Origin of the sequence: Flavobacterium adiutor (genome assembly GCF_048282555.1) — a bacterium.
In the GTDB taxonomy this organism is placed as follows: Bacteria; Bacteroidota; Bacteroidia; order Flavobacteriales; family Flavobacteriaceae; genus Flavobacterium.
Window position 1 is genome coordinate 304,408 of sequence record NZ_CP182487.1, and the last position, 21,099, is coordinate 325,506.

Annotated in this window: 20 protein-coding genes; 16 read left to right on the forward strand and 4 right to left on the reverse strand. The window is 34.5% G+C overall.

The features are described 5' to 3' along the window. The first annotated feature begins 100 nt into the window (after nucleotides 1–100). From ACNC7R_RS01180 to ACNC7R_RS01200, 5 genes are all read left to right on the forward strand, one after another. Nucleotides 101–2,047 (forward strand): sialate O-acetylesterase, encoded by a 1,947-nt coding sequence (locus ACNC7R_RS01180; RefSeq protein WP_417939168.1) that lies wholly within the window; start codon nucleotides 101–103, stop codon nucleotides 2,045–2,047. A gap of 259 nt (nucleotides 2,048–2,306) precedes the next feature. After that, the gene (locus ACNC7R_RS01185; protein ID WP_417939169.1) at nucleotides 2,307–4,718 is read left to right on the forward strand and encodes a glycosyl hydrolase family 95 catalytic domain-containing protein; all 2,412 of its coding nucleotides are present in this window, start codon (nucleotides 2,307–2,309) and stop codon (nucleotides 4,716–4,718) included. 132 nt (nucleotides 4,719–4,850) lie between these two features. After that, nucleotides 4,851–5,315, forward strand: coding sequence for a Panacea domain-containing protein (locus ACNC7R_RS01190; protein WP_417939170.1), 465 nt, complete (start codon nucleotides 4,851–4,853; stop codon nucleotides 5,313–5,315). Nucleotide 5,316: 1 nt separating this feature from the next. Then, nucleotides 5,317–5,667: a hypothetical protein gene (locus tag ACNC7R_RS01195; RefSeq protein ID WP_417939171.1), complete on the forward strand. Its 351-nt coding sequence runs from the start codon at nucleotides 5,317–5,319 to the stop codon at nucleotides 5,665–5,667. 52 nt (nucleotides 5,668–5,719) lie between these two features. Beyond that, a complete protein-coding gene (locus ACNC7R_RS01200) occupies nucleotides 5,720–6,169 on the forward strand; it encodes an SMI1/KNR4 family protein (protein ID WP_417939172.1) in 450 nt (149 codons plus the stop codon). Nucleotides 6,170–6,250: 81 nt separating this feature from the next. On the opposite strand, the gene ACNC7R_RS01205 is transcribed toward ACNC7R_RS01200, so the two are convergent. After that, the gene (locus tag ACNC7R_RS01205; protein ID WP_417939173.1) at nucleotides 6,251–6,781 is read right to left on the reverse strand and encodes a CvpA family protein; all 531 of its coding nucleotides are present in this window, start codon (nucleotides 6,779–6,781) and stop codon (nucleotides 6,251–6,253) included. A 164-nt stretch (nucleotides 6,782–6,945) separates the two neighbouring features. On the opposite strand from ACNC7R_RS01205, the gene ACNC7R_RS01210 reads away from it, so the two are divergent. From ACNC7R_RS01210 to ACNC7R_RS01225, 4 genes are all read left to right on the forward strand, one after another. Further along, nucleotides 6,946–7,302 carry a hypothetical protein gene (locus ACNC7R_RS01210; protein WP_417939174.1) on the forward strand — a complete coding sequence of 119 codons (357 nt, stop codon included), beginning with the start codon at nucleotides 6,946–6,948 and terminating at the stop codon, nucleotides 7,300–7,302. Continuing rightward, nucleotides 7,295–7,852 (forward strand): hypothetical protein, encoded by a 558-nt coding sequence (locus ACNC7R_RS01215; RefSeq protein WP_417939175.1) that lies wholly within the window; start codon nucleotides 7,295–7,297, stop codon nucleotides 7,850–7,852. Before ACNC7R_RS01210 ends, ACNC7R_RS01215 begins: the two co-directional genes overlap by 8 nt. Before the next feature lie 134 nt (nucleotides 7,853–7,986). Next, nucleotides 7,987–9,006: a phenylalanine--tRNA ligase subunit alpha gene (pheS, locus tag ACNC7R_RS01220; RefSeq protein WP_025572187.1), complete on the forward strand. Its 1,020-nt coding sequence runs from the start codon at nucleotides 7,987–7,989 to the stop codon at nucleotides 9,004–9,006. Nucleotides 9,007–9,085: 79 nt separating this feature from the next. Continuing rightward, nucleotides 9,086–9,493 (forward strand): hypothetical protein, encoded by a 408-nt coding sequence (locus tag ACNC7R_RS01225; protein ID WP_417939176.1) that lies wholly within the window; start codon nucleotides 9,086–9,088, stop codon nucleotides 9,491–9,493. A gap of 14 nt (nucleotides 9,494–9,507) precedes the next feature. Here the strand turns inward: ACNC7R_RS01225 and ACNC7R_RS01230 are convergent, their stop codons facing one another. Genes ACNC7R_RS01230 through ACNC7R_RS01240 form a run of 3 tightly spaced genes read right to left on the reverse strand, consistent with a single transcriptional unit; the run spans nucleotide 9,508 to nucleotide 11,647 of the window. Further along, entirely contained in the window at nucleotides 9,508–10,068 is a 561-nt protein-coding gene (locus tag ACNC7R_RS01230; protein WP_417939177.1) for a hypothetical protein, read from the reverse strand. Nucleotides 10,069–10,110: 42 nt separating this feature from the next. After that, complete coding sequence (locus ACNC7R_RS01235; protein WP_417939178.1) at nucleotides 10,111–10,680, reverse strand: 5-formyltetrahydrofolate cyclo-ligase; 570 nt, start codon at nucleotides 10,678–10,680, stop codon at nucleotides 10,111–10,113. Beyond that, nucleotides 10,667–11,647, reverse strand: coding sequence for a succinylglutamate desuccinylase/aspartoacylase family protein (locus ACNC7R_RS01240; protein WP_417939179.1), 981 nt, complete (start codon nucleotides 11,645–11,647; stop codon nucleotides 10,667–10,669). Before ACNC7R_RS01240 ends, ACNC7R_RS01235 begins: the two co-directional genes overlap by 14 nt. A gap of 143 nt (nucleotides 11,648–11,790) precedes the next feature. Between ACNC7R_RS01240 and uvrC the strand changes: the two genes are divergently transcribed. The 7 genes from uvrC (at nucleotide 11,791) to ACNC7R_RS01275 (ending at nucleotide 21,075) form a co-directional block, all read left to right on the forward strand. Further along, nucleotides 11,791–13,584 (forward strand): excinuclease ABC subunit UvrC, encoded by a 1,794-nt coding sequence (gene uvrC, locus ACNC7R_RS01245; protein WP_417939180.1) that lies wholly within the window; start codon nucleotides 11,791–11,793, stop codon nucleotides 13,582–13,584. Between the two features lie 170 nt (nucleotides 13,585–13,754). Further along, on the forward strand, nucleotides 13,755–15,944 hold the full coding sequence (locus ACNC7R_RS01250; protein ID WP_417943119.1) for a patatin-like phospholipase family protein: 2,190 nt from the start codon (nucleotides 13,755–13,757) through the stop codon (nucleotides 15,942–15,944). Between the two features lie 214 nt (nucleotides 15,945–16,158). Further along, entirely contained in the window at nucleotides 16,159–17,316 is a 1,158-nt protein-coding gene (locus ACNC7R_RS01255; protein ID WP_417939181.1) for a homogentisate 1,2-dioxygenase, read from the forward strand. 144 nt (nucleotides 17,317–17,460) lie between these two features. After that, complete coding sequence (locus ACNC7R_RS01260; protein WP_417939182.1) at nucleotides 17,461–17,820, forward strand: four helix bundle protein; 360 nt, start codon at nucleotides 17,461–17,463, stop codon at nucleotides 17,818–17,820. Between the two features lie 87 nt (nucleotides 17,821–17,907). Then, entirely contained in the window at nucleotides 17,908–19,068 is a 1,161-nt protein-coding gene (gene hppD / locus ACNC7R_RS01265) for a 4-hydroxyphenylpyruvate dioxygenase (protein WP_417939183.1), read from the forward strand. Nucleotides 19,069–19,363: 295 nt separating this feature from the next. Continuing rightward, nucleotides 19,364–20,134 carry a DUF3108 domain-containing protein gene (locus ACNC7R_RS01270; RefSeq protein ID WP_417939184.1) on the forward strand — a complete coding sequence of 257 codons (771 nt, stop codon included), beginning with the start codon at nucleotides 19,364–19,366 and terminating at the stop codon, nucleotides 20,132–20,134. Beyond that, nucleotides 20,134–21,075 carry a tryptophan 2,3-dioxygenase family protein gene (locus ACNC7R_RS01275; RefSeq protein ID WP_417939185.1) on the forward strand — a complete coding sequence of 314 codons (942 nt, stop codon included), beginning with the start codon at nucleotides 20,134–20,136 and terminating at the stop codon, nucleotides 21,073–21,075. The genes ACNC7R_RS01270 and ACNC7R_RS01275 overlap by 1 nt, the downstream gene beginning before the upstream one ends. Nucleotides 21,076–21,099: the final 24 nt, after the last annotated feature.

Consider the following 21,099-nt stretch of genomic DNA (forward strand, 5'->3'; position numbering starts at 1 on the left):
AACCATATAAGTGATATAAGTTAAATTGAGTTTTTGTTTTTCATTGCGCTTAAATTTATTTATATCACTTTTATGGTTTATAATATTTAAATTATAAAAAATGAAAAATTTTATTGTTTTTATTTTATTGATATTTAGCGTAATATCCAATGCTAATATAAAAATGCCTTTAATATTCTCTGACGGAATGGTGCTTCAAAGAGAGAAGCAAATTCCGATTTGGGGTTTTGCCGATGCAAACGAAAGTATCGAAGTACGTTTTAACAAACAAATCAAAAAAACAACAGCCGATAAAAACGGAAAATGGACATTAAATTTAAGTCCAGAAAAAGCAGGCGGCCCATTTGAACTGATCATTATTGGAAAAAATAAAATTACCATCAAAAATATTTTAGTTGGAGAAGTCTGGATTTGCAGCGGACAATCGAATATGGAGTTTCAGGTTTCCAAAACAATGAATGCTGAAAAAGAAATTGCAGATGCCAATTATCCAATGATTCGTCATTTTGGTGTTGTGCAGGATTTAAGCGGAACTCCAAAAGACGATTTAAAACAAGGGAAATGGGAAGAAGCCAGCAAAGAAAATGTAGGCAATTTTACAGCAGTCGGTTATTATTTCGCCAGAAAATTATATTCAGAATTAAAAATTCCAATAGGAATCATCAATACCTCCTGGGGAGGAACCAATGTAGAAACCTGGACAAGTCGTGAAGCATTTCAAAATAGTCCTGATTTTAAAGCCCTGATAGCCGATCTGCCGGTGATGAATGTAGATTCTATTTCAGAGCTGTATGCTGTACAAATGAAAGAAAGAGTCGAAAAAATCCAGGGTAATCCGGTAAATACAGATAATGAAGGTTCTTTTAAAGAAACAACATTCAATGATTCAAATTGGGGAGAATTAAATACGCCAGGTTTATGGGAAAACCAGCCTTTGGGCAATTTAGACGGTGTGGTCTGGATGCGAAAAACGATAACACTTTCAGCAGAAGATCTCAAAAGTAAAGCCGTTTTAAGTCTCGCAAAAATTGACGACGAAGATATCACCTATGTAAATGGAATCGAGGTTGGGAAAAACACAGTTTATGATACTAAACGAGTATATACCATTCCGGCTAATGTTTTAAGAGAAGGAACAAACGTAATCTCAGTAAGAATTGTCGATACCGGAGGAGGTGGCGGAATTTATGGAGAAGATTTCGACTTAAAACTCACTCTCGGAACTAAAATCATTCCGCTTGACGGGAAATGGAAATTTAAAGTAATTGCTGTAAAAACAGCGTTATCGCCAAACAGTTATCCTTCATTATTATACAATGCTATGGTAAATCCGTTGGTTCCATTTGCAATTCAGGGCGTTTTATGGTATCAGGGAGAAGCGAATGTTTGGAGAGCCAATCAGTATAAAATAGCATTTCCGTTAATGATTCAGGACTGGCGAACTAAATTTAACCAAGGCAATTTTCCTTTTTATTTTGTTCAGTTGTCCACTTTTGATGAATTTGGAGGCAATAGCAAAAAAGGAAGCCGTTGGGCAGAACTTCGCGAAGCACAATCTGAAACTTTAAAAGTACCCAATACAGGAATGGCCGTTACAACTGATATTGGTAATGCAAAAGATATTCATCCAACCAACAAACAAGACGTTGGTTTGCGTTTGGCCGCCATTGCAATGAACAGCATTTATGGTAAAAAACGAGTTCACAGCGGACCAACTTATAAATCTCAGGAAATAAAAGGAGGTCAAATTATTCTGACTTTCGATAACATCGGTAGTGGACTATCGACGCCAAATAATAATGAATTAAAAGGATTTGAAATTGCAGGTGCTGACAAAGTTTTTCATTCCGCCAAAGCGATAATCAAAGACAACAAAGTTATTGTTTCAAGTGATCAGGTTCAGAATCCAGTTGCAGTGCATTACGGTTGGGCAGATGATGATACACAGATCAATCTCTTTAACAAAGAAAAATTTCCGGCTTCGCCTTTTAGAACCGATAATTGGGAAATGATTACAGCAAATGAAAAATATCAGGTAAGTAAATAATTCGTGATGCACTATCACGGCAAGAGTATAAATTCTCTCGTTATATTCTTTGCCGGGATACCCTTACTGTTTGGCAGTTGCTTCAAAAGAAGTTCAATGAACTCTGACGAAATGCTAATTTTAGAAAAGAAAAAACTCACGCATTATGAGTGTTTTCAGGAACTGGTAGGATTGAAGGCCTAATTACTGTAAAAAGGTATTATATTGCACATCCAATCTGAATGGACAATACGTTAAGTTAAATCAAAAAACCTTGTAAATGAATTCTAATTTCATTAAAAAAATAATCGTTGGATGCGGACTCTTCTTTTTTTTCCAGAATGCAACAGCTCAATCCAGTCATGTTTTATGGTACAATCAGCCTGCTGAATATTTTGAGGAAAGCCTCGTTTTAGGAAATGGAAAAATGGGTGCGACTGTTTTTGGCGGAGTAAATTCAGATAAAATTTATTTGAACGACATCACGCTTTGGTCGGGTGAACCCGTAAATGCCAATATGAATCCTGAGGCCTATAAAAATGTACCTGCTATTAGGGAAGCATTGAAGAATGAAGACTATAAGTTAGCGGATGAGTTAAATAAAAAATTAGAAGGATCTTATTCTCAGTCTTTTTCGCCACTCGGGACATTGCATATTTCGCATTTTAAAGAGGGTGTTAAAGCCACTAATTATTATAGGGAATTAGATATAAATGATGCCGTTTCTAAAGTAAATTATGAAATTGACAATGTAAAATACACCCGTGAATATTTTGTTTCAGCCCCTGATCAAATCATGGTTATTAAGGTAACAGCTGATAAAAAGAATAAACTAAATTTTTTAATAGATTTTGAAAGCTTATTGAAATTTAAAACGGATACTAGTAATAACCAATTAAAAATTAATGGTTATGCGCCGTATCATGCAGAACCAAGTTATGTTAAAAGTGATAATCCAGTCCTTTTTGATGAAAATAGAGGGACTCGTTTTACCAGTTTGGTTCAAATTAAAAATACAGGTGGTACTGTTATCACTTCGGATAATAAAATTGGTGTAAAAAATGCAACGGAAGCTTTGATTTTTGTTGCTATAGCTACAAGTTTTAATGGTTTTGATAAAAATCCTAGTACAGAAGGATTAGATGATAAGGCAATTGCAGCTGAAAATATGACGAAAGCTATTTCTAAATCATATACGTCATTAAAAAAAGCTCATATTTTAGATTACCAAAAATTATTCAAGCGCGTGAGTTTAGACTTAGGAAAAACAACGGCTCCTAATTTGCCAACAGACGAGCGTTTATTGCGCTATTCAAATGGTGAAGAAGATAAAAATTTAGAGACTCTTTATTTTCAATACGGACGATATTTACTTATAAGTAGTTCAAGGACATTAGGTGTTCCTGCTAATCTGCAAGGTATTTGGAATCCTTACATGCGACCGCCCTGGAGCAGTAATTATACCACAAACATCAATGTTCAGGAGAATTACTGGCTGGCAGAAAATACCAATCTTTCTGAGCTACACCGGCCTCTTTTGAGTTTTATAAAAAATGTTTCAGAAACCGGTAAAATAACAGCCAAAACATTTTATGGGGTGAATGGATGGGCGGTGGCTCATAATTCTGATATCTGGGCGATGAGTAATCCTGTTGGAAATTTTGGTGGAGGAGATCCTAACTGGGCTTGTTGGAATATGGGAGGTGCCTGGTTGAGTACGCATATTTGGGAACACTATTTATTTTCTCAGGATTTAAATTACCTTAAAAATGAAGGTTATGATTTAATGCGGGGAGCAGCACAATTTTGTTTAGAATGGTTAGTTGAAGATAAGAATGGTTATTTAATTACTTCTCCATCTACTTCTCCCGAAAATATGTATATAACTCCGAGTGGTTATGTAGGGGCTACTTTGTATGGTGGTAGTGCTGATTTAGCGATGATTAGGCAGTGTTTCTCTAATGCGATTGAAGCTTCTAAAGTTTTAAATACAGATGCTGAATTTAGAACGAAACTTGAAAAGGCACTTTCAAAATTATATCCTTACCAAATTGGTAAAGCTGGAAATTTACAAGAATGGTATTTTGACTGGAAAGACCAAGAACCGAAACACCGTCACCAATCTCATTTATTTGGATTGTTTCCCGGCAATCATATTTCGCCTTTAACAACACCTGACTTGGCCAATGCTGCCAGAACAACTTTAGAGATAAAAGGGGATGAAACCACAGGCTGGTCAAAAGGCTGGAGAATCAATCTCTGGGCAAGACTTTTGGACGGAAACAGAGCTTATAAAATGTACCGTGAATTACTACGTTACGTTGATCCTGATGGGAAGAAAACAGAAAAGCCAAGAAGAGGTGGAGGAACTTATCCGAATTTATTCGATGCACATCCCCCATTTCAAATCGATGGAAATTTTGGAGGTGCAGCAGCAGTAGCCGAAATGCTGGTTCAGTCTGATGAAAACGAAATCCGATTACTTCCTGCTCTTCCAGACGATTGGGAAACGGGTTCTGTAAAAGGGCTTTGTACCCGAGGAGGATTCGAAATCGAAATGGAATGGAGTAACAAAGCAGTAAAAAAAGTAACAGTCTTTTCTAAAAATGGAGGAAAAACAACTTTAATCAGCGGTGATAAAAAACAAATTGTCACATTGAAAAAAGGACAGAAAGCAGCGATAGACTGGTAATATAAAATAGAGATAGCTAAGTTAGTTATCTCTATTTTGTTTTAATAACTCTTCTGATTAACAAAACAATAGAATCCATAATTGTAAGGCAACCTAATTTTAACTAACTTTGATAAATATATCTTTATAATTATGTCTTACAATCCAACAACAGTAGCTAATTATTTCATAGAGAAGTATTCCAAAAACGGAGATCTTACTCCTATGAAAATAATCAAGCTTACTTATATTGCATATGGCTGGTATTTGGCCCTTACCGATAAAAAGGAAAGGCTGATTGATGAAAATCCGATTGCATGGGATTTCGGCCCTGTTTTTCCTTCTTTGTATTATAGCATAAAGCAATACAAGAAAGAAAAAATTACAGAGAAAATTCCAAATGCTACCAAAAACGAAAAAATCACAGCTGAGGATGAAAAGTTTTTAGACAAAATCTGGGACACTTACGGAAGGTTTGATGGTGTTTATTTAAGTGCCTTAACCCATATTGAAGGAACACCATGGCAAAAAGTATATCGCAAGGATTCTAATGCTGTTATTTCTGATGAAGATATTTTTGAGCATTATAAAACGAAGTTAAAACCAATTTCTACCTAAAATGTCTTTACTCAATTTAAGCCAGATTTCTATTGAAAATAGTGCAGCAGTCAGACCTATAGATATTGATAATGCCCGTATTCAAAATCAAATTCTCGAAGACAGGCTGGGAAATGCAAAAGTGGGCAGGTTTTTAGAAGACACAATGCTAAGAAGATATCTTACCTATATCTTCTCATTTATTATTTTCCTTTGGCTGGCAGCTGTCGTCTCAATTTTGTATTTCAATCACAATCTGGAGTTGAACCTTTCAGAGAATGTGCTGATTACTCTATTGACCACTTCATCGATAAATGTAATCGGAATGATGCTGATTATTTTGAAAAATCTGTTTCCTCAGGTACCAAATTAGAGCCATTAAATTCGATTTATTTTAAGGGTTCAGCTTTTTAACTTAACATTTCATGGAAGAAATTATTAAAAAATATTTTTCTGATCCTCAATCTGAATTTGACTACATAGAGAAAAATACATTTAATCGACCAACAGATCTCCAAGCAATTGCAAAGGTTGAAAAAGAACTAAATATAAAATTTCCGCAAGACTATAGAGACTTTTTATTAATCACAAATGGTTATGACGGTTCTCTTGGTCAATCATATCTGCAATTAATAGGATTGGAAGAAGTTGTGAAATATACAGAAATGTATTGTGGTGAATTTTTTCTTTGGGCAATTTATTTAGGCAGTGATGGAGGAAACGAGATGTTTGTTCTAGATAAGAGAGAAAGCCTATTTCAATTTGGAATAATGCCTTTTATTGGAAACGAGGAAGACTTTATACCTGTGGGAAATGCTTTTGAAGAATTTTTAAAACACTTGTATTATAATGATTATCGGCGCAATAAAATATAGTTTACAATTTGAATGAAAGCTTAAAAGTTAAGTATCCTGGACTAATTACTCTTCACTAAGTACTATGGACTGAATAGCAAATTATACTTTTTCCGATGATTCCTCAGCATTCGCTTTTTTCAGTCTTTCATATCCTTTTTCAATCGAAGGATATACAAAAGCGGCTACTTTTTTAATCGGATTGTAAAAAATGTAGTGATCTAAAGTTTCTTTTTTAGCAAAAGTGTGGTTGAAATTAATTTTTTCAAACAGCGCTATAAAAATACTTACGATCAAAACGGTTTTCAAAACCCTGAAAAAGCCTCCGCCCAATTTGTTGATCCATCCTAAATAAGCAAAATCAGCTATTCCGGTTAAAATTTTGGCTAAGAAATAAACGCCTATTACTACTAAAATAAAAGTCAGAATAAAAGCGGTAACCTGCACCGTGTTCGGATTCCAGGAAACATATTTGACAATGATGTTTTTTAGAAAAGAAGAGAATTTAATGGCTATATAAATTCCTAACAGTAAAGAAATAAAAGAAGCAACTTCTACAAAAAGACCATTTTTTATGCCTTTATATAAACTGAAGGCTAAAAGTGCCCCTAAAATGATATCGAAAAAACTCATGTTTATATTGTTTTTATTGAGGCGCAAATATAAAAGAATTTATCAGGGATATGTTCTCAAATTTCAACTCCTTATCTTTGCAGTAATAATTTTAGAGTTTAAAACAGAATCAGATTAGAAACAATCTGAAATATGTAGTCTAAAATCACAAATCACAAATCATAATGTCAAGGGATACACAACTAAAAGAGCGCTGGGAAAAGCTCGTCGATATATTATCCAATAAGTTTTCGCAAGGAGAAGATTTAGATTTGGATGCCATAATTTACCTGATTGGAGTTCAGGAACTGGGGAGAGTTCATCGCGAATTCAAAAAAGATGAAAAGCTTAACCTGATGCATATTGCCATTTGCAGATTACTAGAGCCTTACGGATTTTATGAATTCGAATATTTTGACGAAGAAGGATGGCCGCATTACAAAGTAAAAGAGCAATTACCAGCATTAAAAGCCGGGGAACAATCGGTTTTGATGAAAGAAGCGATTGTGAATTATTTTTTAGAAAGAGAACTTATTGATTAATTTCCGATTAGATCGAAACACGAAAATGTGCAGATACGCAGCAGTTTCATATAAACCTCATTACGCTTGTTTTAAGTGTCATAAGACTTTTAAAAGAAGGCTTTTTAGTGATATAAAGCAGGGTAAATCCGATTTAGAAGCCAAGTGTCCACAATGCGGTGAATTAATGGCAAATATGGGATTGGACTTTGAATCGCCTAAAAAAGATGATTTAAAAAAATGGGAACACATTAAAAGCTTGTATTCTGTTGGGATTACATTTCATTCCTGTGGATGCAGCGGTCCTGGATATATTCCAAATTCCAAAGAAAAACTAATAGAGTATTTTGAAGAGTTAAAACAAACCTATTTAAAAAATATGGATTTTTGGCGTACAAGAATTGAACCGTCAACTAAAAGTGAAAAAGATCGGGATTCAACTAAAAACGGGGTTGAATTAAGCAAAGTTTCATCCAACTATAATAAAGAGACAGTTAAAAATCAAGAGGGAGTAGATTACTGGATAAAACGAATAAAAGAAATAGAAGGAAAAATTAATGTGATAAAATAATTTAAGATATTAGAGAGAAAAGCAATTTTACATTAAGATTTAAAATATTCTTAAGCTTTAGAAATACTTCTGACTTCTCACACCTAATATCTGACTTTTTTCCTTAAATTTGTACCCTCAATTGTAGAATGGAAATGATAGACAAGATAAAAGAACATATCGAGGAAGCTAAAGCCTTTAACGAGAAAAACAAAGAATCTTTAGAGAAGTTTCGTGTTAAATATTTAGGAAGTAAAGGTTTGTTGAAGGAACTTTTTACCGAGTTCAAAAATATACCAAATGACCAGAAAAAAGATTTTGGTCAGGTAATCAATACTTTAAAGGCGGTTGCTGAAGAAAAAGTAAGAACGATTCAGGAAGAACTGGAAAGCAAAGAAGAGGTAAAAGGCTTTTTTGGAGATTTAACCCGTTCGCCTGAACCCGTTATTATTGGTTCACGTCATCCTATTTCGATTGTTAAAAATCAAATCATCGATATTTTTGCCAATATCGGTTTCAACGTTTCTGAAGGTCCGGAAATCGAAGACGACTGGCATAATTTTACTGCACTGAACTTACCGGAATACCATCCGGCACGTGATATGCAGGATACCTTTTTTATCCAGACCAATCCTGATGTGTTATTGCGTACGCATACATCATCTGTTCAGGTGCGTTACATGGAAAATCACAAACCACCAATTCGTACGATTTCTCCGGGACGTGTTTTTCGTAATGAAGCTATTTCGTCACGCTCACACTGTATTTTCCATCAGGTAGAAGGATTGTACATTGATAAAGATGTTTCATTTGCCGATTTAAAACAGACCTTGCTTTATTTCACTAAGGAGATGTTCGGAAAATCGAAGATTCGTTTGCGTCCGTCATACTTTCCGTTTACAGAACCAAGTGCCGAAATTGATATTTACTGGGGCTTAAAAACTGAAACCGATTACCGTATTACCAAAGGAACTGGCTGGCTGGAAATTGGAGGCTGCGGAATGGTTGATCCAAACGTTCTTAAAAATTGCGATATCAATCCGGATGAATATAATGGTTTTGCTTTTGGAATGGGAGTAGAGCGTATCGCGATGCTTTTATACCAAATTGGTGATATTCGTATGTTTTACGAAAATGATGTTCGTTTCTTAGAGCAATTCAAAGCAAATATTTAAAAAATAAGTTACTAGTAAATAGTGATTAGTGAAGAGCTTTCTTTCTAATCACTATTTACTTTTTACTATTTACTAAACGATGAAAAAAGACATAATAATCCCCGAAGTTGAAAACGTATTCTTAGCTGCTGTTCAGGAATGGAGCGACGATTTTATGGAAAAAGTGTGGTACGCTTATCTGGTAAACGACAGCGACTTTAATCTTGACAGCGTAATGGTGGTTTCAAAAGCATTCGGAACTATTGATGGCGAAATGAAAAAAACGTCTATTCTACGTCATGCATTTGTTGAGGTTCCTGCAGTTTCTGTTGTAAAAATCGAAATGATCGAAAAAAGCCTTTTGGTTTTAAACAACGAATTTATGGTCACTTTCTTCATCGGAAATACCTTGTACGACAAGAAATTCATCTTTAAATCCAATACAATCAACGAAAACAATACAGAAGAGGTGCCGATTCTTTTTGTTGAAGGGATTATGGTGAAATAGGTTAAAAATTGCTATTAGCGGTAACGGTTGTTTTTTTCATATTCTTTTTCTAATTCGTTCTTGTTTAACCAAAGTGGAATGCCAATAATGCAGAAAAATATTGATGCAAAAAAAACGAATATTCTTTCTCCAAAATTATCCAGTTCACTTATTTTGAATTTATACCGAATGTTTTTATTGATTATTTCAAATGTCTTATCATTAGCTTTTTTTTCAATAATTGCATTTTTTACTATCTTATTTTTGTTTTTACTATTTATTAGATTTAAACGATATACTGAGCCATCTGTCAATCGAATAGCAAAATAAGTATTAAAGAGTGTTTGTTTCATCGGAAGTATAATCGTATCAAAAATTATTTGTGGTTTGATTTCTGCCTTAATAAATTTTTCATTTTCTATATTATCTGATTTATAAGGGTCAGAATTTTTGGCAATGATTTGTCCAATTGTTACAACTATAATGATAGCAAAAATATAGCAGAATAATTTTTTTATACTTAACCTGTTGTTATCTTTGTTTTTTAAAAACTTATAAAAATCAGTTGAATATTTGCTTGGTTCTCTGTTATACATTTTTTCTATAAATAACCGTTATTTGCTGGTTTGTCTCGGATTTCAAAACCTATAAACCTTCTCTGGTGTCACACAATAATCCAGTTTTATATCCGATTCAAATACATCCTCAATCTGGCTTACAGCTTCAAAAAAGGAAAGTCCGATTTTGATGGTTTCAGGGTTACATTCGGCTAAAAATTTATCGTAAAATCCTTTTCCGTAGCCAATACGGTTTCCAGAAACATCAAAAGCCAAAAGCGGTACAAAAACTACTTCGATAGTTTGAGAAGGAACAGCCAAACCATTTACAGGTTCCGGAATATTGTATTCGTTTTTCCTGATTTTGGTATTATCTGTCAGTAAAAAGTGCGACATGATTCGGGTGTCAAAATCACTTTTTGAAATTACGATTTCCTTGTCCTTTCCGGAAAGCAGATGCAGAATAAACTCGGTATTGACTTCTTTATGTTCTTCAATCGGAAGAAAAACATGATAATACGTTTTGTCCCAAATAGGTAAGGAGATCAATTGATTGCTTATTTCAAGACTTTTTTCTTCAATATTTTCCTGAGTAAGTTCTTTTCGTAGATTTTTATAGTGTATACGTAGTTCTTTTTTAGTTGTCGGCATTATCGTCTATATTTTTAGAAATATGGTAAATGGCATCGCCTTCATAAACAATTGGTGAATGATTAGCGTTGATGACAAAACCGTCATGAGGCGCTTTTACTTTTTGCTCAAATTTACCAAAAGGGTCGGTAATAATGGCTAAAATAGTTCCTTTCGTAACAAATCGGCTTACCATATTGTAGTCGTGCAATAAACCCGATTGTTTTGCTCTCAACCAGACTGAATTTTTAATATAGATAGAAGGGAAATCAGCTTTTTCGACAATATGTTTCGGGTCCAGCATATTTAAATAATGAAGCAGACGTTTGGTGCCTTTTATGCCTTCATTGGCAACCGGGTCATTAATGTCTAATGATTTTCCGCCTTCAAAAAGCAGCATTTTTACATTCGCTTTTTCTGATGTATTTCTAAAAGAACCATTGATGTTTTTCGAATACAAGGTAAACGGAGCATTAAAAACATCCGCCAGAAGTTTTAATTCGGGATTGTGCTCTGTAATTCGAATTTGAGGAGCGTTAAACCGGCTTGCACCTCCGGCATGAAAATCTACGGCATAATCAATAATAGGTAAGATCTGATTGGTAATATGAAAAGCAAAACGGCTTGCCAGCGATCCTTTTTTGCTTCCCGGAAAAACACGGTTCAGATCACGTCCGTCAGGAAATTCTCTTGATTTATTGACAAATCCGTAAATATTAATAATCGGAATGCAGATAATAGTTCCCCTCGTTGGGCGATTGATTTTTTTACTGATGATTTGGCGGACAATTTCGACTCCATTTATTTCATCGCCATGGATTCCGGCAGAAAATAAAACTACAGGACCGTCAATTTTAGAGCGCCGAACAATAATTGGAATGTTGAGTTTGGTTGTCGTATGTAATCTGGCGATTTCTACATTGATCGTTTTGTTTTCTCCGGGCAAAATCGATTCGCCAAAAAGAACCATTGGGGCATTGTTTTTCATGTCGGATTTTAAACAGGCTCTAAATATAGAAATTATTCTTTTGATTTCGTAAATTTGAAAAGATTTCAGCGTTAAGCTTTCTAGTACACACCAGAATGTTATTTTGACAATGATATTTTAATATTCTCCAGAAATAAAAAAGCATGCCAATACCGTCTTTAGAACTTCAAATTCAAACCCTGCCGGACAATCCCGGTGTCTATCAGTATTACGATAAAGACGGAAAGATTTTATATGTTGGAAAAGCCAAAAACCTCAAAAAAAGGGTTTCTTCTTATTTCAATAAAATTCATGACACCAGGAAAACCAATGTATTGGTACGCAAAATTGTAACCATTAAACATATTGTAGTTCCCACAGAAACTGATGCGCTTTTATTAGAAAATAATTTAATCAAAAGCCTGCAGCCTCGTTATAATGTGCTGCTTCGTGATGATAAAAGTTACCCTTGGATCTGCATCAAAAAAGAACCTTTCTCCAGAATATTCCTGACCAGAAGAATGATAAAAGACGGCTCTGAATATTTTGGTCCATATACTAATTTCAAAATGGTCTATACGATTTTAGATTTAATCAAAGAATTGTATCCGCTAAGAACCTGCAATTATGATTTGAGCGAATCGAACATTAATTCGGGAAAATTCAAGGTTTGCCTGGAATATCACATTGGCAATTGCAAAGGACCTTGTGAAGGACTGGAACCTTTGGAGGAATATCAAAGGCAAGTCAATGCCATTCGCGAAATACTGAAAGGGAATTTTAAAGAAAGTTTAAAGGATTTCAAAAAACTGATGAACACTTATGCGCAGAATTTACAATTTGAAGAAGCGCAGAAAATTAAAGAAAAAATTGAAATTCTCGAAAATTACCAATCCAGATCGACCATCATCAATCCGAAGATTACCAATATCGATGTTTTCTCGATTGTGTCTGATGAAAGTGCTGCCTATGTCAACTTTTTGCAGATTTCACATGGATCGATCATTCGTTCGCATACTTTAGAAATAAAGAAAAAGCTGGATGAAAGTGATGAAGAATTATTAGAATTAGCGATTGTAGAATTAAGGGAACGGTTTCAGTTATTATCAAAAGAAATTATTGTTCCTTTTGAGTTGGATTTAGGCGAAAACATAAAAGTAACCGTTCCGCAGCTTGGAGACAAAAAGCAGATTCTGGACTTGTCAATTCGGAATGCCAAATTCTACCGAATCGAACAACTGAAACAATTACAGATCGTAGATCCGGATAGACACGTAAACCGTATTATGGCTCAAATGCAAAAGGATTTGCGTTTACCAACAGAGCCACGACATATTGAATGTTTCGATAATTCAAATATTCAGGGAACAAATCCTGTGGCAGCCTGTGTGGTGTTTAAAGACGGAAAACCAAGCAAGAAAGATTACCGTCATTTTAATGTAAAAACGGTTGTGGGGCCTGACGATTTCGCTTCTATGACCGAAATCGTGTATCGCCGTTACAAACGATTACTGGACGAAAACGAACCGCTTCCGCAGCTGATTATTATTGATGGCGGTAAAGGACAATTATCAGCTGCCCTGAAAAGTATCGATGAATTAGGGCTCCGTGGTAAAATTTCTATTATCGGGATTGCCAAACGCCTTGAAGAACTATTCTATCCAGGCGATCCAATTCCGCTGTATCTCGACAAAAAGTCAGAAACGCTTAAGGTCATCCAGCAGTTACGAAATGAAGCGCACCGTTTCGGAATCACTTTCCACCGTGATAAACGAAGCAAAGCGGCTCTTAATTCGTCTGTCGAAAGTATTCCGGGAATTGGAGAAAAAACAATGCTTACGTTAATTCAACATTTCAAAAGTGTTAAAAGATTAAAATTGGCCACAGAAAAAGAAATTTCAGATGTAATAGGTGTGTCAAAAGCCAAAAAAATTGTCGAATTTTACAAAACCAATTAGCAAATTTTATGCGCCTAATCCAGCTGTCCATTTCAAACACTCGGTCCAAAAGCTTTTTTTCTGCTGCAAAAAAAGGAGCTTCTATGGTCGCTCTTTTTTTACACGAAAAAATAACTTTTTGCCTCTCGCGGTTTTTCATTTCCATCTGGGGCGAGGCACTGGTCTTTTTAATGCTATTATTGTTCTCTTTGCAAAATTCATTTTCACAGGACAAAAAACTCGACAGTGTGAAAAGACCGAAAATTGGTTTGGTTTTAAGTGGTGGTGGCGCAAAAGGATTTGCTCATATCGGGGTTTTAAAAGTGCTTGAAGAGGCCGGATTAAAAGTAGATTACATTGGCGGAACCAGCATGGGAGCCATAATAGGAGGTCTTTATGCAACTGGATATAATGCGGCACAGATTGATTCTATTTTTAGAGGAACTAATTTTGACGAACTCATTAATGATTATATACCAAGGGCTTCCAAAAATTTCTATGGTAAACGAAATGATGAATTATATGCTATTGTGTTGCCTTTTAGTAATTTAAGAGTTGGGATTCCGGAAGCACTTTCTAAAGGAATGTATAATTATAATTTACTGAGCAGTCTCACCCGAAATGTACGTCATGTTCGTGATTTTAATCAACTGCCAACTCCTTTTTTATGTATTGGAACAGATATAGAAACAGGTAAGGAGGTATTGCTGAACAAAGGGAATCTGGCTCAGGCAATGGTGGCAAGTGCCGCTTTTCCATCTTTGTTTTCACCAGTAGAAGTTGACGGAAAATTATTGGTTGACGGAGGTGTTGTAAACAACTACCCTATTAAGGAGGTTCGTGATTTAGGAGCAGATATTATTATTGGGGTTGATGTGCAGGATGATTTGCTAAATCGTAAAGGTCTTAAAAATGCTACGCGCATTCTGGTTCAGATTACAAATATGCAGTCAATTGAAAAAATGAAGGCCAAAAGAGCAGATACAGATATTTATATTAAACCCGATATTCGTGATTTTGGGGTTATTTCATTTGACAGAGGCGGAGAAATTATCAGAAGAGGTGAAGATGCCACATTTGAAGTATATGAAAAAATTAAAGCTCTGGCAGACGGGCAAAATTTTTATAGAAAACCCAAATTAAAAATAGGGTCTGATACTCTTGAAATAAAAAAAATAAACAATACAAGGCTGCAAGATTATACGAAAGAATATATAACAAGCAAGCTTCGTTTTAAACCCGGCAGTACCATAACATACGAAGATCTTCGCGTAGGAATAAATAACATAGATGCAACACACAACTTTAGTGCTATTTCTTATTCGCTGGAGCCAAACGGAAATAAAGATGATTTGAATCTCGTACTGAAAGAGAATCCAACACACACTTATTTGAAACTGGGACTGCATTATGATGGACTTTATAAAAGTGCTGTTCTGCTAAACCTTACCCATAGAAAAACATTTTTAAAAAACGATAATACTTCACTGGATATCATTTTGGGCGATAATTTTAGGTACGATTTCAATTATTATGTCGAAAATGGTTTTAATATCAGTTTTGGTTTCAACTCAAGGCTTAATCAGTTTAACCGGAATGTAACAGAAAGTATTAGTAATCAGTTGGCAGGAAATCAGGATAATCTGATTAATGTTGATTTTTTAGATATCTCACACCAGGCTTATTTTCAAACTATTTTCGTGCAAAAATTTCTTATGGGCGGTGGACTTGAATATAAGTTCCTGAAAATAAAATCCCCAACGCTGGATACTAATAAAACCATTGATGAAAGTAATTATTTTAGTGCTTTTGGGTATTTAAAATACGATTCTTTTGATAATAAAAGCTTTCCAAGAAAGGGATGGTATTTCTCAGGGGATATTCAGACCTATCTCGCTTCATCGAATTATACAAATCAATTCAATCCTTTTTCTACTGCAAAAGCAGAAATCGGAATCGCCAGAACTATTTTTAACAGAGCAACGATAAAATTCCAGTCGGATGCAGGATTTGCCTTCGGAAACGAAAGCGTACCCTTTTTCGATTATATACTGGGAGGATATGGTTATAATAAAGTAAATAATTTTAATTATTTTTATGGTTATGACTTCCTGAGTATTGCAGGAGATAGTTATATAAAAGCTGGTATAACGTTCGATTATGAAATATTCAGAAAAAATCACCTTAATTTTTCTGCTAATTATGCCAATCTGGGTGATAATCTTTTTAGCACGGTAGACTGGATTGGTATGCCGAAATATTCTGGATATGCAGTAGGATACGGTCTGGAAACCATAATTGGGCCTATTGAAATAAAATATTCATGGTCTCCTGAAAATCCAAAAGGATATACCTGGTTCAATATTGGATTTTCCTTTTAATTTGTAATTTAGCTCAATAAAAATTACGATATTTGTTGTAATGAAAACAAAATGGACAGGTTTATTAGAGTATCTTCAATTCCTCATCAAGAGAAATCCTGAGTAGGCTATCGAATTGAGACAATTTGGGTCATCTAAAAATGATCACATTATCTGTTCACTCAATTCTAATTTTTCGAATTATCTAATTTATAAATTATCTAATTGAAAAGCCATGCCATTATACCATAAACTCGGAAACTTTCCGCAAAAACGACACACCCAATTTGAAAAACCAAACGGAGGTTTTTATTACGAACAATTATTTGGAACAGAGGGTTTTCACGGACATTCATCATTGTCTTATCATATACACAGACCTACACAAGTCAAAGAAATTTTAAATTCCTATTCGGTTGAGCCTAAAATTGCAATCGGAAAAAATATAAAATCATTATTATTTAAAGGTTTCGAATTAAAACCTGAAAATGACTTTTTAGAAAGCCGAAAAGCGATGCTCGTCAATAAAGACTGTATTATTGGTCTGTCAGCGCCGAAAGAATCACTTCGGAATTATTTCTACAAAAACGCCGATGCTGACGAAATGATTTTCATTCACAAAGGAAAAGGAAAGCTTCGCACCATGTTGGGTAATATCTCTTTTGAATATGGCGATTACTTAATTATTCCGCGTGGCATCATTTACCAAATCGATTTCGAAACAGAAGACAACCGGCTATTTTACGTAGAATCGTATTCTCCATTTTATACTCCAAAACGTTATAAAAACCAATCAGGCCAGCATTTAGAGCATTCACCATTTTGCGAACGTGATTTTATTCTGCCAAACGAATTGGAAACGCATGACGAAAAAGGCGATTTTTTAATTAAAATCAAAAAAGAAGGCATGATTCACGAAGTGGTTTATGCTACGCATCCGTTTGACGTTGTAGGCTGGGACGGTTACAATTTTCCATACGGATTCTCCATTCACAATTTTGAACCTATAACAGGTCGTGTTCACCAGCCGCCTCCGGTACACCAAACTTTTGAAACGGCCTCGTTTGTCGTTTGTTCATTTTGCCCAAGACTTTACGATTATCATCCGAAAGCCATTCCGGCACCCTACAATCACAGCAATATAGATTCAGACGAAGTACTGTATTATGTAGATGGCGATTTTATGAGCCGCAATAATATTGAACAGGGTCACATTACTTTACATCCAAAAGGAATCCCACATGGTCCGGCTCCTGGTGCAATGGAGCGAAGTATCGATCACAAAGAAACGCAGGAATTAGCCGTTATGGTTGATACTTTCAGGCCGCTTATGGTTACTGAGGAAGCTATGGGTCTTGATGATGGAAAATATTATAAATCTTGGACTGAATAATTAGTCAATATGCCAATTTGATAATTAGAAAAATTTTCAATTAGAAAATGTGGCAATTAGAAAATTAGATAATTAAATATTGTAGTTTTAAACTTATAAAAAAATTATCTCATTATCAAATTTTCTAATTAACTAATTCAAGAAATGACTTTCAACGAAAAATACAAAGACAATGCTCTTTTAATTAAAACTTTCAATTTCGCATTAAATATTATTGATTACGCAAACGAACTTCAGGAACAAAAAAAGTTTGTTATAGCCAATCAATTATTAAGAAGTGGAACATCAATTGGAGCCAATTCAAAGGAATCACAAAATGCAGAAAGTAAAGCTGATTTTATTCATAAATTAAAAATAGCAATTAAAGAGGCAGATGAAACAGAATATTGGTTGTTTTTATGCGATGCACATAGCGAATATCCAAAATGTAGTCGTTTATTAAATGATCTCTCAGAAATTTTAAAAATTTTAAACAAAATAATAGCAACATCTAAGAGGAATTAGATAATTAGTCAATGTGTCAATTAGAAAATTATCACATTCACTCATTTCAAGAATTATCTCATTTTCTCATTATCAAATTATCTAATTATGAGTAAACAAGTAAAATCAGTAGAATACGGATTAGAAAAAATATTCGAAGGAGCTCAGGATTTCCTTCCATTATTAGGGACAGATTATGTAGAATTCTATGTTGGGAACGCTAAACAATCTGCACATTATTACAAAACAGCTTTTGGTTATCATTCACTGGCCTATGCGGGATTAGAAACGGGAGTAAAAGACAGGGCGTCTTATGTTTTAAAGCAGGACAAAATCAGGATTGTTTTAACAACACCTCTTACCGCAGATTCTCCAATAAACGAACATTTAAAAAAACATGGCGATGGTGTAAAAGTGGCGGCACTTTGGGTAGAAGATGCTACAAAGGCCTACGAAGAAACAATGAAACGAGGAGCGCGCTCTTTCATGCAACCAACGGTCGAGGAAGATGAATTTGGACAGGTAGTACGTTCCGGAATTTATACGTATGGAGAAACAGTTCATATTTTCGTAGAAAGAAAAAACTATAATGGTGTTTTTCTGCCAGGGTATAAAGAATGGAAATCAGATTATAATCCGGAACCTACCGGATTAAAATACATCGATCATATGGTTGGAAATGTAGGCTGGAACGAAATGAATATCTGGGTAAAATTCTACGAAGAGGTAATGGGATTTGTAAACTTCCTGTCTTTTGATGACAAGCAAATCAATACGGAATATTCGGCTTTGATGAGCAAAGTAATGTCTAACGGAAACGGAAGGATCAAATTTCCAATTAATGAACCGGCAGAGGGAAAGAAAAAATCACAAATCGAGGAATATCTGGATTTTTACGGCGGACCCGGAATTCAGCATATTGCTATTGCAACAGATGATATTATTAAAACGGTGTCGCAATTAAAAGCTAGAGGAGTTGAGTTTTTATCACCACCACCACATACCTATTACGAAGCAATTCCGGAAAGATTGGGGGTTCATATGGAAATGATGAAAGAAGATTTAAACGAAATTGAAAAATTAGCTATCATGGTAGATGCAGACGAAGATGGGTACTTATTACAGATATTTACCAAGCCAGTTCAGGACAGACCGACGCTTTTTTTCGAAATTATACAAAGAATGGGGGCAAAAGGTTTTGGTGCAGGCAACTTTAAAGCCTTATTTGAATCTATAGAAAGAGAGCAGGAGTTAAGAGGTACATTGTAAATTTATGTTTTTTTTATATTATGTAAAAAAATCCCCTGTAAATTGATGATTTTAATGCAAATGTTTTGTTAAACTCGCTTTTTGCTATTTATTATTTAAACTTTGCATCTATCTTTGCACTCGCAAATCAGGAAGGGGTGGTTTCCTTCCTAAATTGATATAAATTTTCATAATTTATAGTTTTTTGGTTAGTTAATAGCATAAAAACTCAGTCATTCTTTGACTGAGTTTTTTTGTTTTGGTATATTTGGAATAAAATTTGCGTTTATGGCTCGTAAACAGTAAATATCTTGTTATGAAAAAACTAACTCTATTCATATTTATACTCGCCACACTAAGTTTTGATACCTACAAAGAAGACGCTTTTGATGTGGGAGAATATTTCAAATTCAGGATTCACTACGGAATTGTTAATGCAGGTTATGCTACTTTAGAAGTTAAAGAAGCTGTTGTAAACAACAAAAAAGTTTTTCACGCAGTGGGTAAAGGATACACAACCGGAATGTCAAGATTTTTTTTCAAAGTAGAAGATTTATATGAAAGCTATTTCGATAAAGACAACGGTGATCCTTACCGGTATATCCGAAAAATAAATGAAGGCGGCTACACGAAAAATCAGGAAGGTTTTTTTATGCAGTCACAAAATCGTGTTTTGGTAAAAGATTATAAACGTAAAACCGAAAAAACAATTGTTATTAATGATAATGTGCAGGATATAATTTCAGCCTTTTATTATCTGCGGAATCACCCTGACATCGACAAACTAAAATCAGGAGAGTCCATAACAATCGATATGTTTTTTGATGAAGAGATCACAAAATTTAAGTTAAAATATATAGGTCGTCAGGATATTACAACTAAATTTGGCACCGTTTCTACTATGATTTTTAAGCCTTTGGTACAAACTGGCAGGGTTTTTAAAGAGAAAGAAAGTGTAACGCTTTGGATAACAGATGATAATAATAAAGTTCCGGTTAGAATAAAAGCAGATTTGGCAGTTGGATCACTTAAGGCTGATATTGACGAATATAAAGGATTAAAATATCCATTTAAAGTAAAAAAATAATGAATACCACAGATAATTCTGAATCAATCTTAAAAGAAATTGATCTTAAATATAAAACCATAAATCAAAAAACAGATGTCCAGCTTGAGGGGTTGCTTTGGTCTAAACCAATCACTTATTGGGATTATATTCAAACTGATGCACTTTTAAATCTTCAGATACAGCGTACTACGCTTCCTGATGAAATGGTTTTTATTATGTATCATCAGGTAAACGAATTGATTTTTAAAATGATTCTTTGGGAAATTGACCAGATTGCGGATACAGAAAATATTCAGGTTGATTTTTTTAGCGAAAGACTTTCCAGAATTACCCGTTATTTTGATATGCTGACCAATTCTTTTAGTATTATGGAAAACGGAATGGAGGTAGAGCAATATATGAAATTCAGAAATACCCTGACTCCTGCAAGTGGATTCCAGAGCGCCCAGTATAGAATGATTGAATTTGCTTCTACTGATGTTATCAATTTAACCGATAGAAGATATAAAGCCAATTTTAATGAAAACACCGATTTAGAAACTTCTTTTGAACACTTGTACTGGCAGGCTGCGGGCAAAGATTATCAGACAGGTGAGAAATCGTATCTGCTTCAGGAATTCGAAAAAAAATATAAGGGACAGTTCTTGCGCCAAATGGCAGAATTTAAGACCAAGAATATCTGGCAAAAATTTACCCAGCTGCCAGAAAAAGATCAGCAAAATCAGGATTTAATTCTGGCAATGCGTCATTATGATTATACAGTTAATATTACCTGGGTAATGCAGCACTTAAATACAGCTATAAAATATATTTTAGAAAGCGGAAAAGGAAACGGAGAAGCAACCGGAGGAAGCGACTGGCAAAAATATATGCATCCAAAATACCAAAAACGCATCTTTTTTCCTAAATTGTGGACCGAAGAAGAATTGTCCAATTGGGGGAATGAGCCAATGGCTTAGTTTTCCACAAAAAAAAAATAAAGT

Excerpts from the sequence above, each read along its gene's own strand:
- ACNC7R_RS01180 (WP_417939168.1), top strand. The coding sequence starts at position 101 with ATGAAAAATTTTATTGTTTTTATTTTATTGATATTTAGCGTAATATCC.
- ACNC7R_RS01185 (WP_417939169.1), top strand. The coding sequence starts at position 2,307 with ATGAATTCTAATTTCATTAAAAAAATAATCGTTGGATGCGGACTCTTC.
- ACNC7R_RS01190 (WP_417939170.1), top strand. The coding sequence starts at position 4,851 with ATGTCTTACAATCCAACAACAGTAGCTAATTATTTCATAGAGAAGTAT.
- ACNC7R_RS01195 (WP_417939171.1), top strand. The coding sequence starts at position 5,317 with ATGTCTTTACTCAATTTAAGCCAGATTTCTATTGAAAATAGTGCAGCA.
- ACNC7R_RS01200 (WP_417939172.1), top strand. The coding sequence starts at position 5,720 with ATGGAAGAAATTATTAAAAAATATTTTTCTGATCCTCAATCTGAATTT.
- ACNC7R_RS01205 (WP_417939173.1), bottom strand. The coding sequence starts at position 6,781 with ATGAGTTTTTTCGATATCATTTTAGGGGCACTTTTAGCCTTCAGTTTA.
- ACNC7R_RS01210 (WP_417939174.1), top strand. The coding sequence starts at position 6,946 with ATGTCAAGGGATACACAACTAAAAGAGCGCTGGGAAAAGCTCGTCGAT.
- pheS (WP_025572187.1), top strand. The coding sequence starts at position 7,987 with ATGATAGACAAGATAAAAGAACATATCGAGGAAGCTAAAGCCTTTAAC.
- ACNC7R_RS01225 (WP_417939176.1), top strand. The coding sequence starts at position 9,086 with ATGAAAAAAGACATAATAATCCCCGAAGTTGAAAACGTATTCTTAGCT.
- ACNC7R_RS01230 (WP_417939177.1), bottom strand. The coding sequence starts at position 10,068 with ATGTATAACAGAGAACCAAGCAAATATTCAACTGATTTTTATAAGTTT.
- ACNC7R_RS01235 (WP_417939178.1), bottom strand. The coding sequence starts at position 10,680 with ATGCCGACAACTAAAAAAGAACTACGTATACACTATAAAAATCTACGA.
- ACNC7R_RS01240 (WP_417939179.1), bottom strand. The coding sequence starts at position 11,647 with ATGAAAAACAATGCCCCAATGGTTCTTTTTGGCGAATCGATTTTGCCC.
- uvrC (WP_417939180.1), top strand. The coding sequence starts at position 11,791 with ATGCCAATACCGTCTTTAGAACTTCAAATTCAAACCCTGCCGGACAAT.
- ACNC7R_RS01250 (WP_417943119.1), top strand. The coding sequence starts at position 13,755 with ATGCTATTATTGTTCTCTTTGCAAAATTCATTTTCACAGGACAAAAAA.
- ACNC7R_RS01255 (WP_417939181.1), top strand. The coding sequence starts at position 16,159 with ATGCCATTATACCATAAACTCGGAAACTTTCCGCAAAAACGACACACC.
- ACNC7R_RS01260 (WP_417939182.1), top strand. The coding sequence starts at position 17,461 with ATGACTTTCAACGAAAAATACAAAGACAATGCTCTTTTAATTAAAACT.
- hppD (WP_417939183.1), top strand. The coding sequence starts at position 17,908 with ATGAGTAAACAAGTAAAATCAGTAGAATACGGATTAGAAAAAATATTC.
- ACNC7R_RS01270 (WP_417939184.1), top strand. The coding sequence starts at position 19,364 with ATGAAAAAACTAACTCTATTCATATTTATACTCGCCACACTAAGTTTT.
- ACNC7R_RS01275 (WP_417939185.1), top strand. The coding sequence starts at position 20,134 with ATGAATACCACAGATAATTCTGAATCAATCTTAAAAGAAATTGATCTT.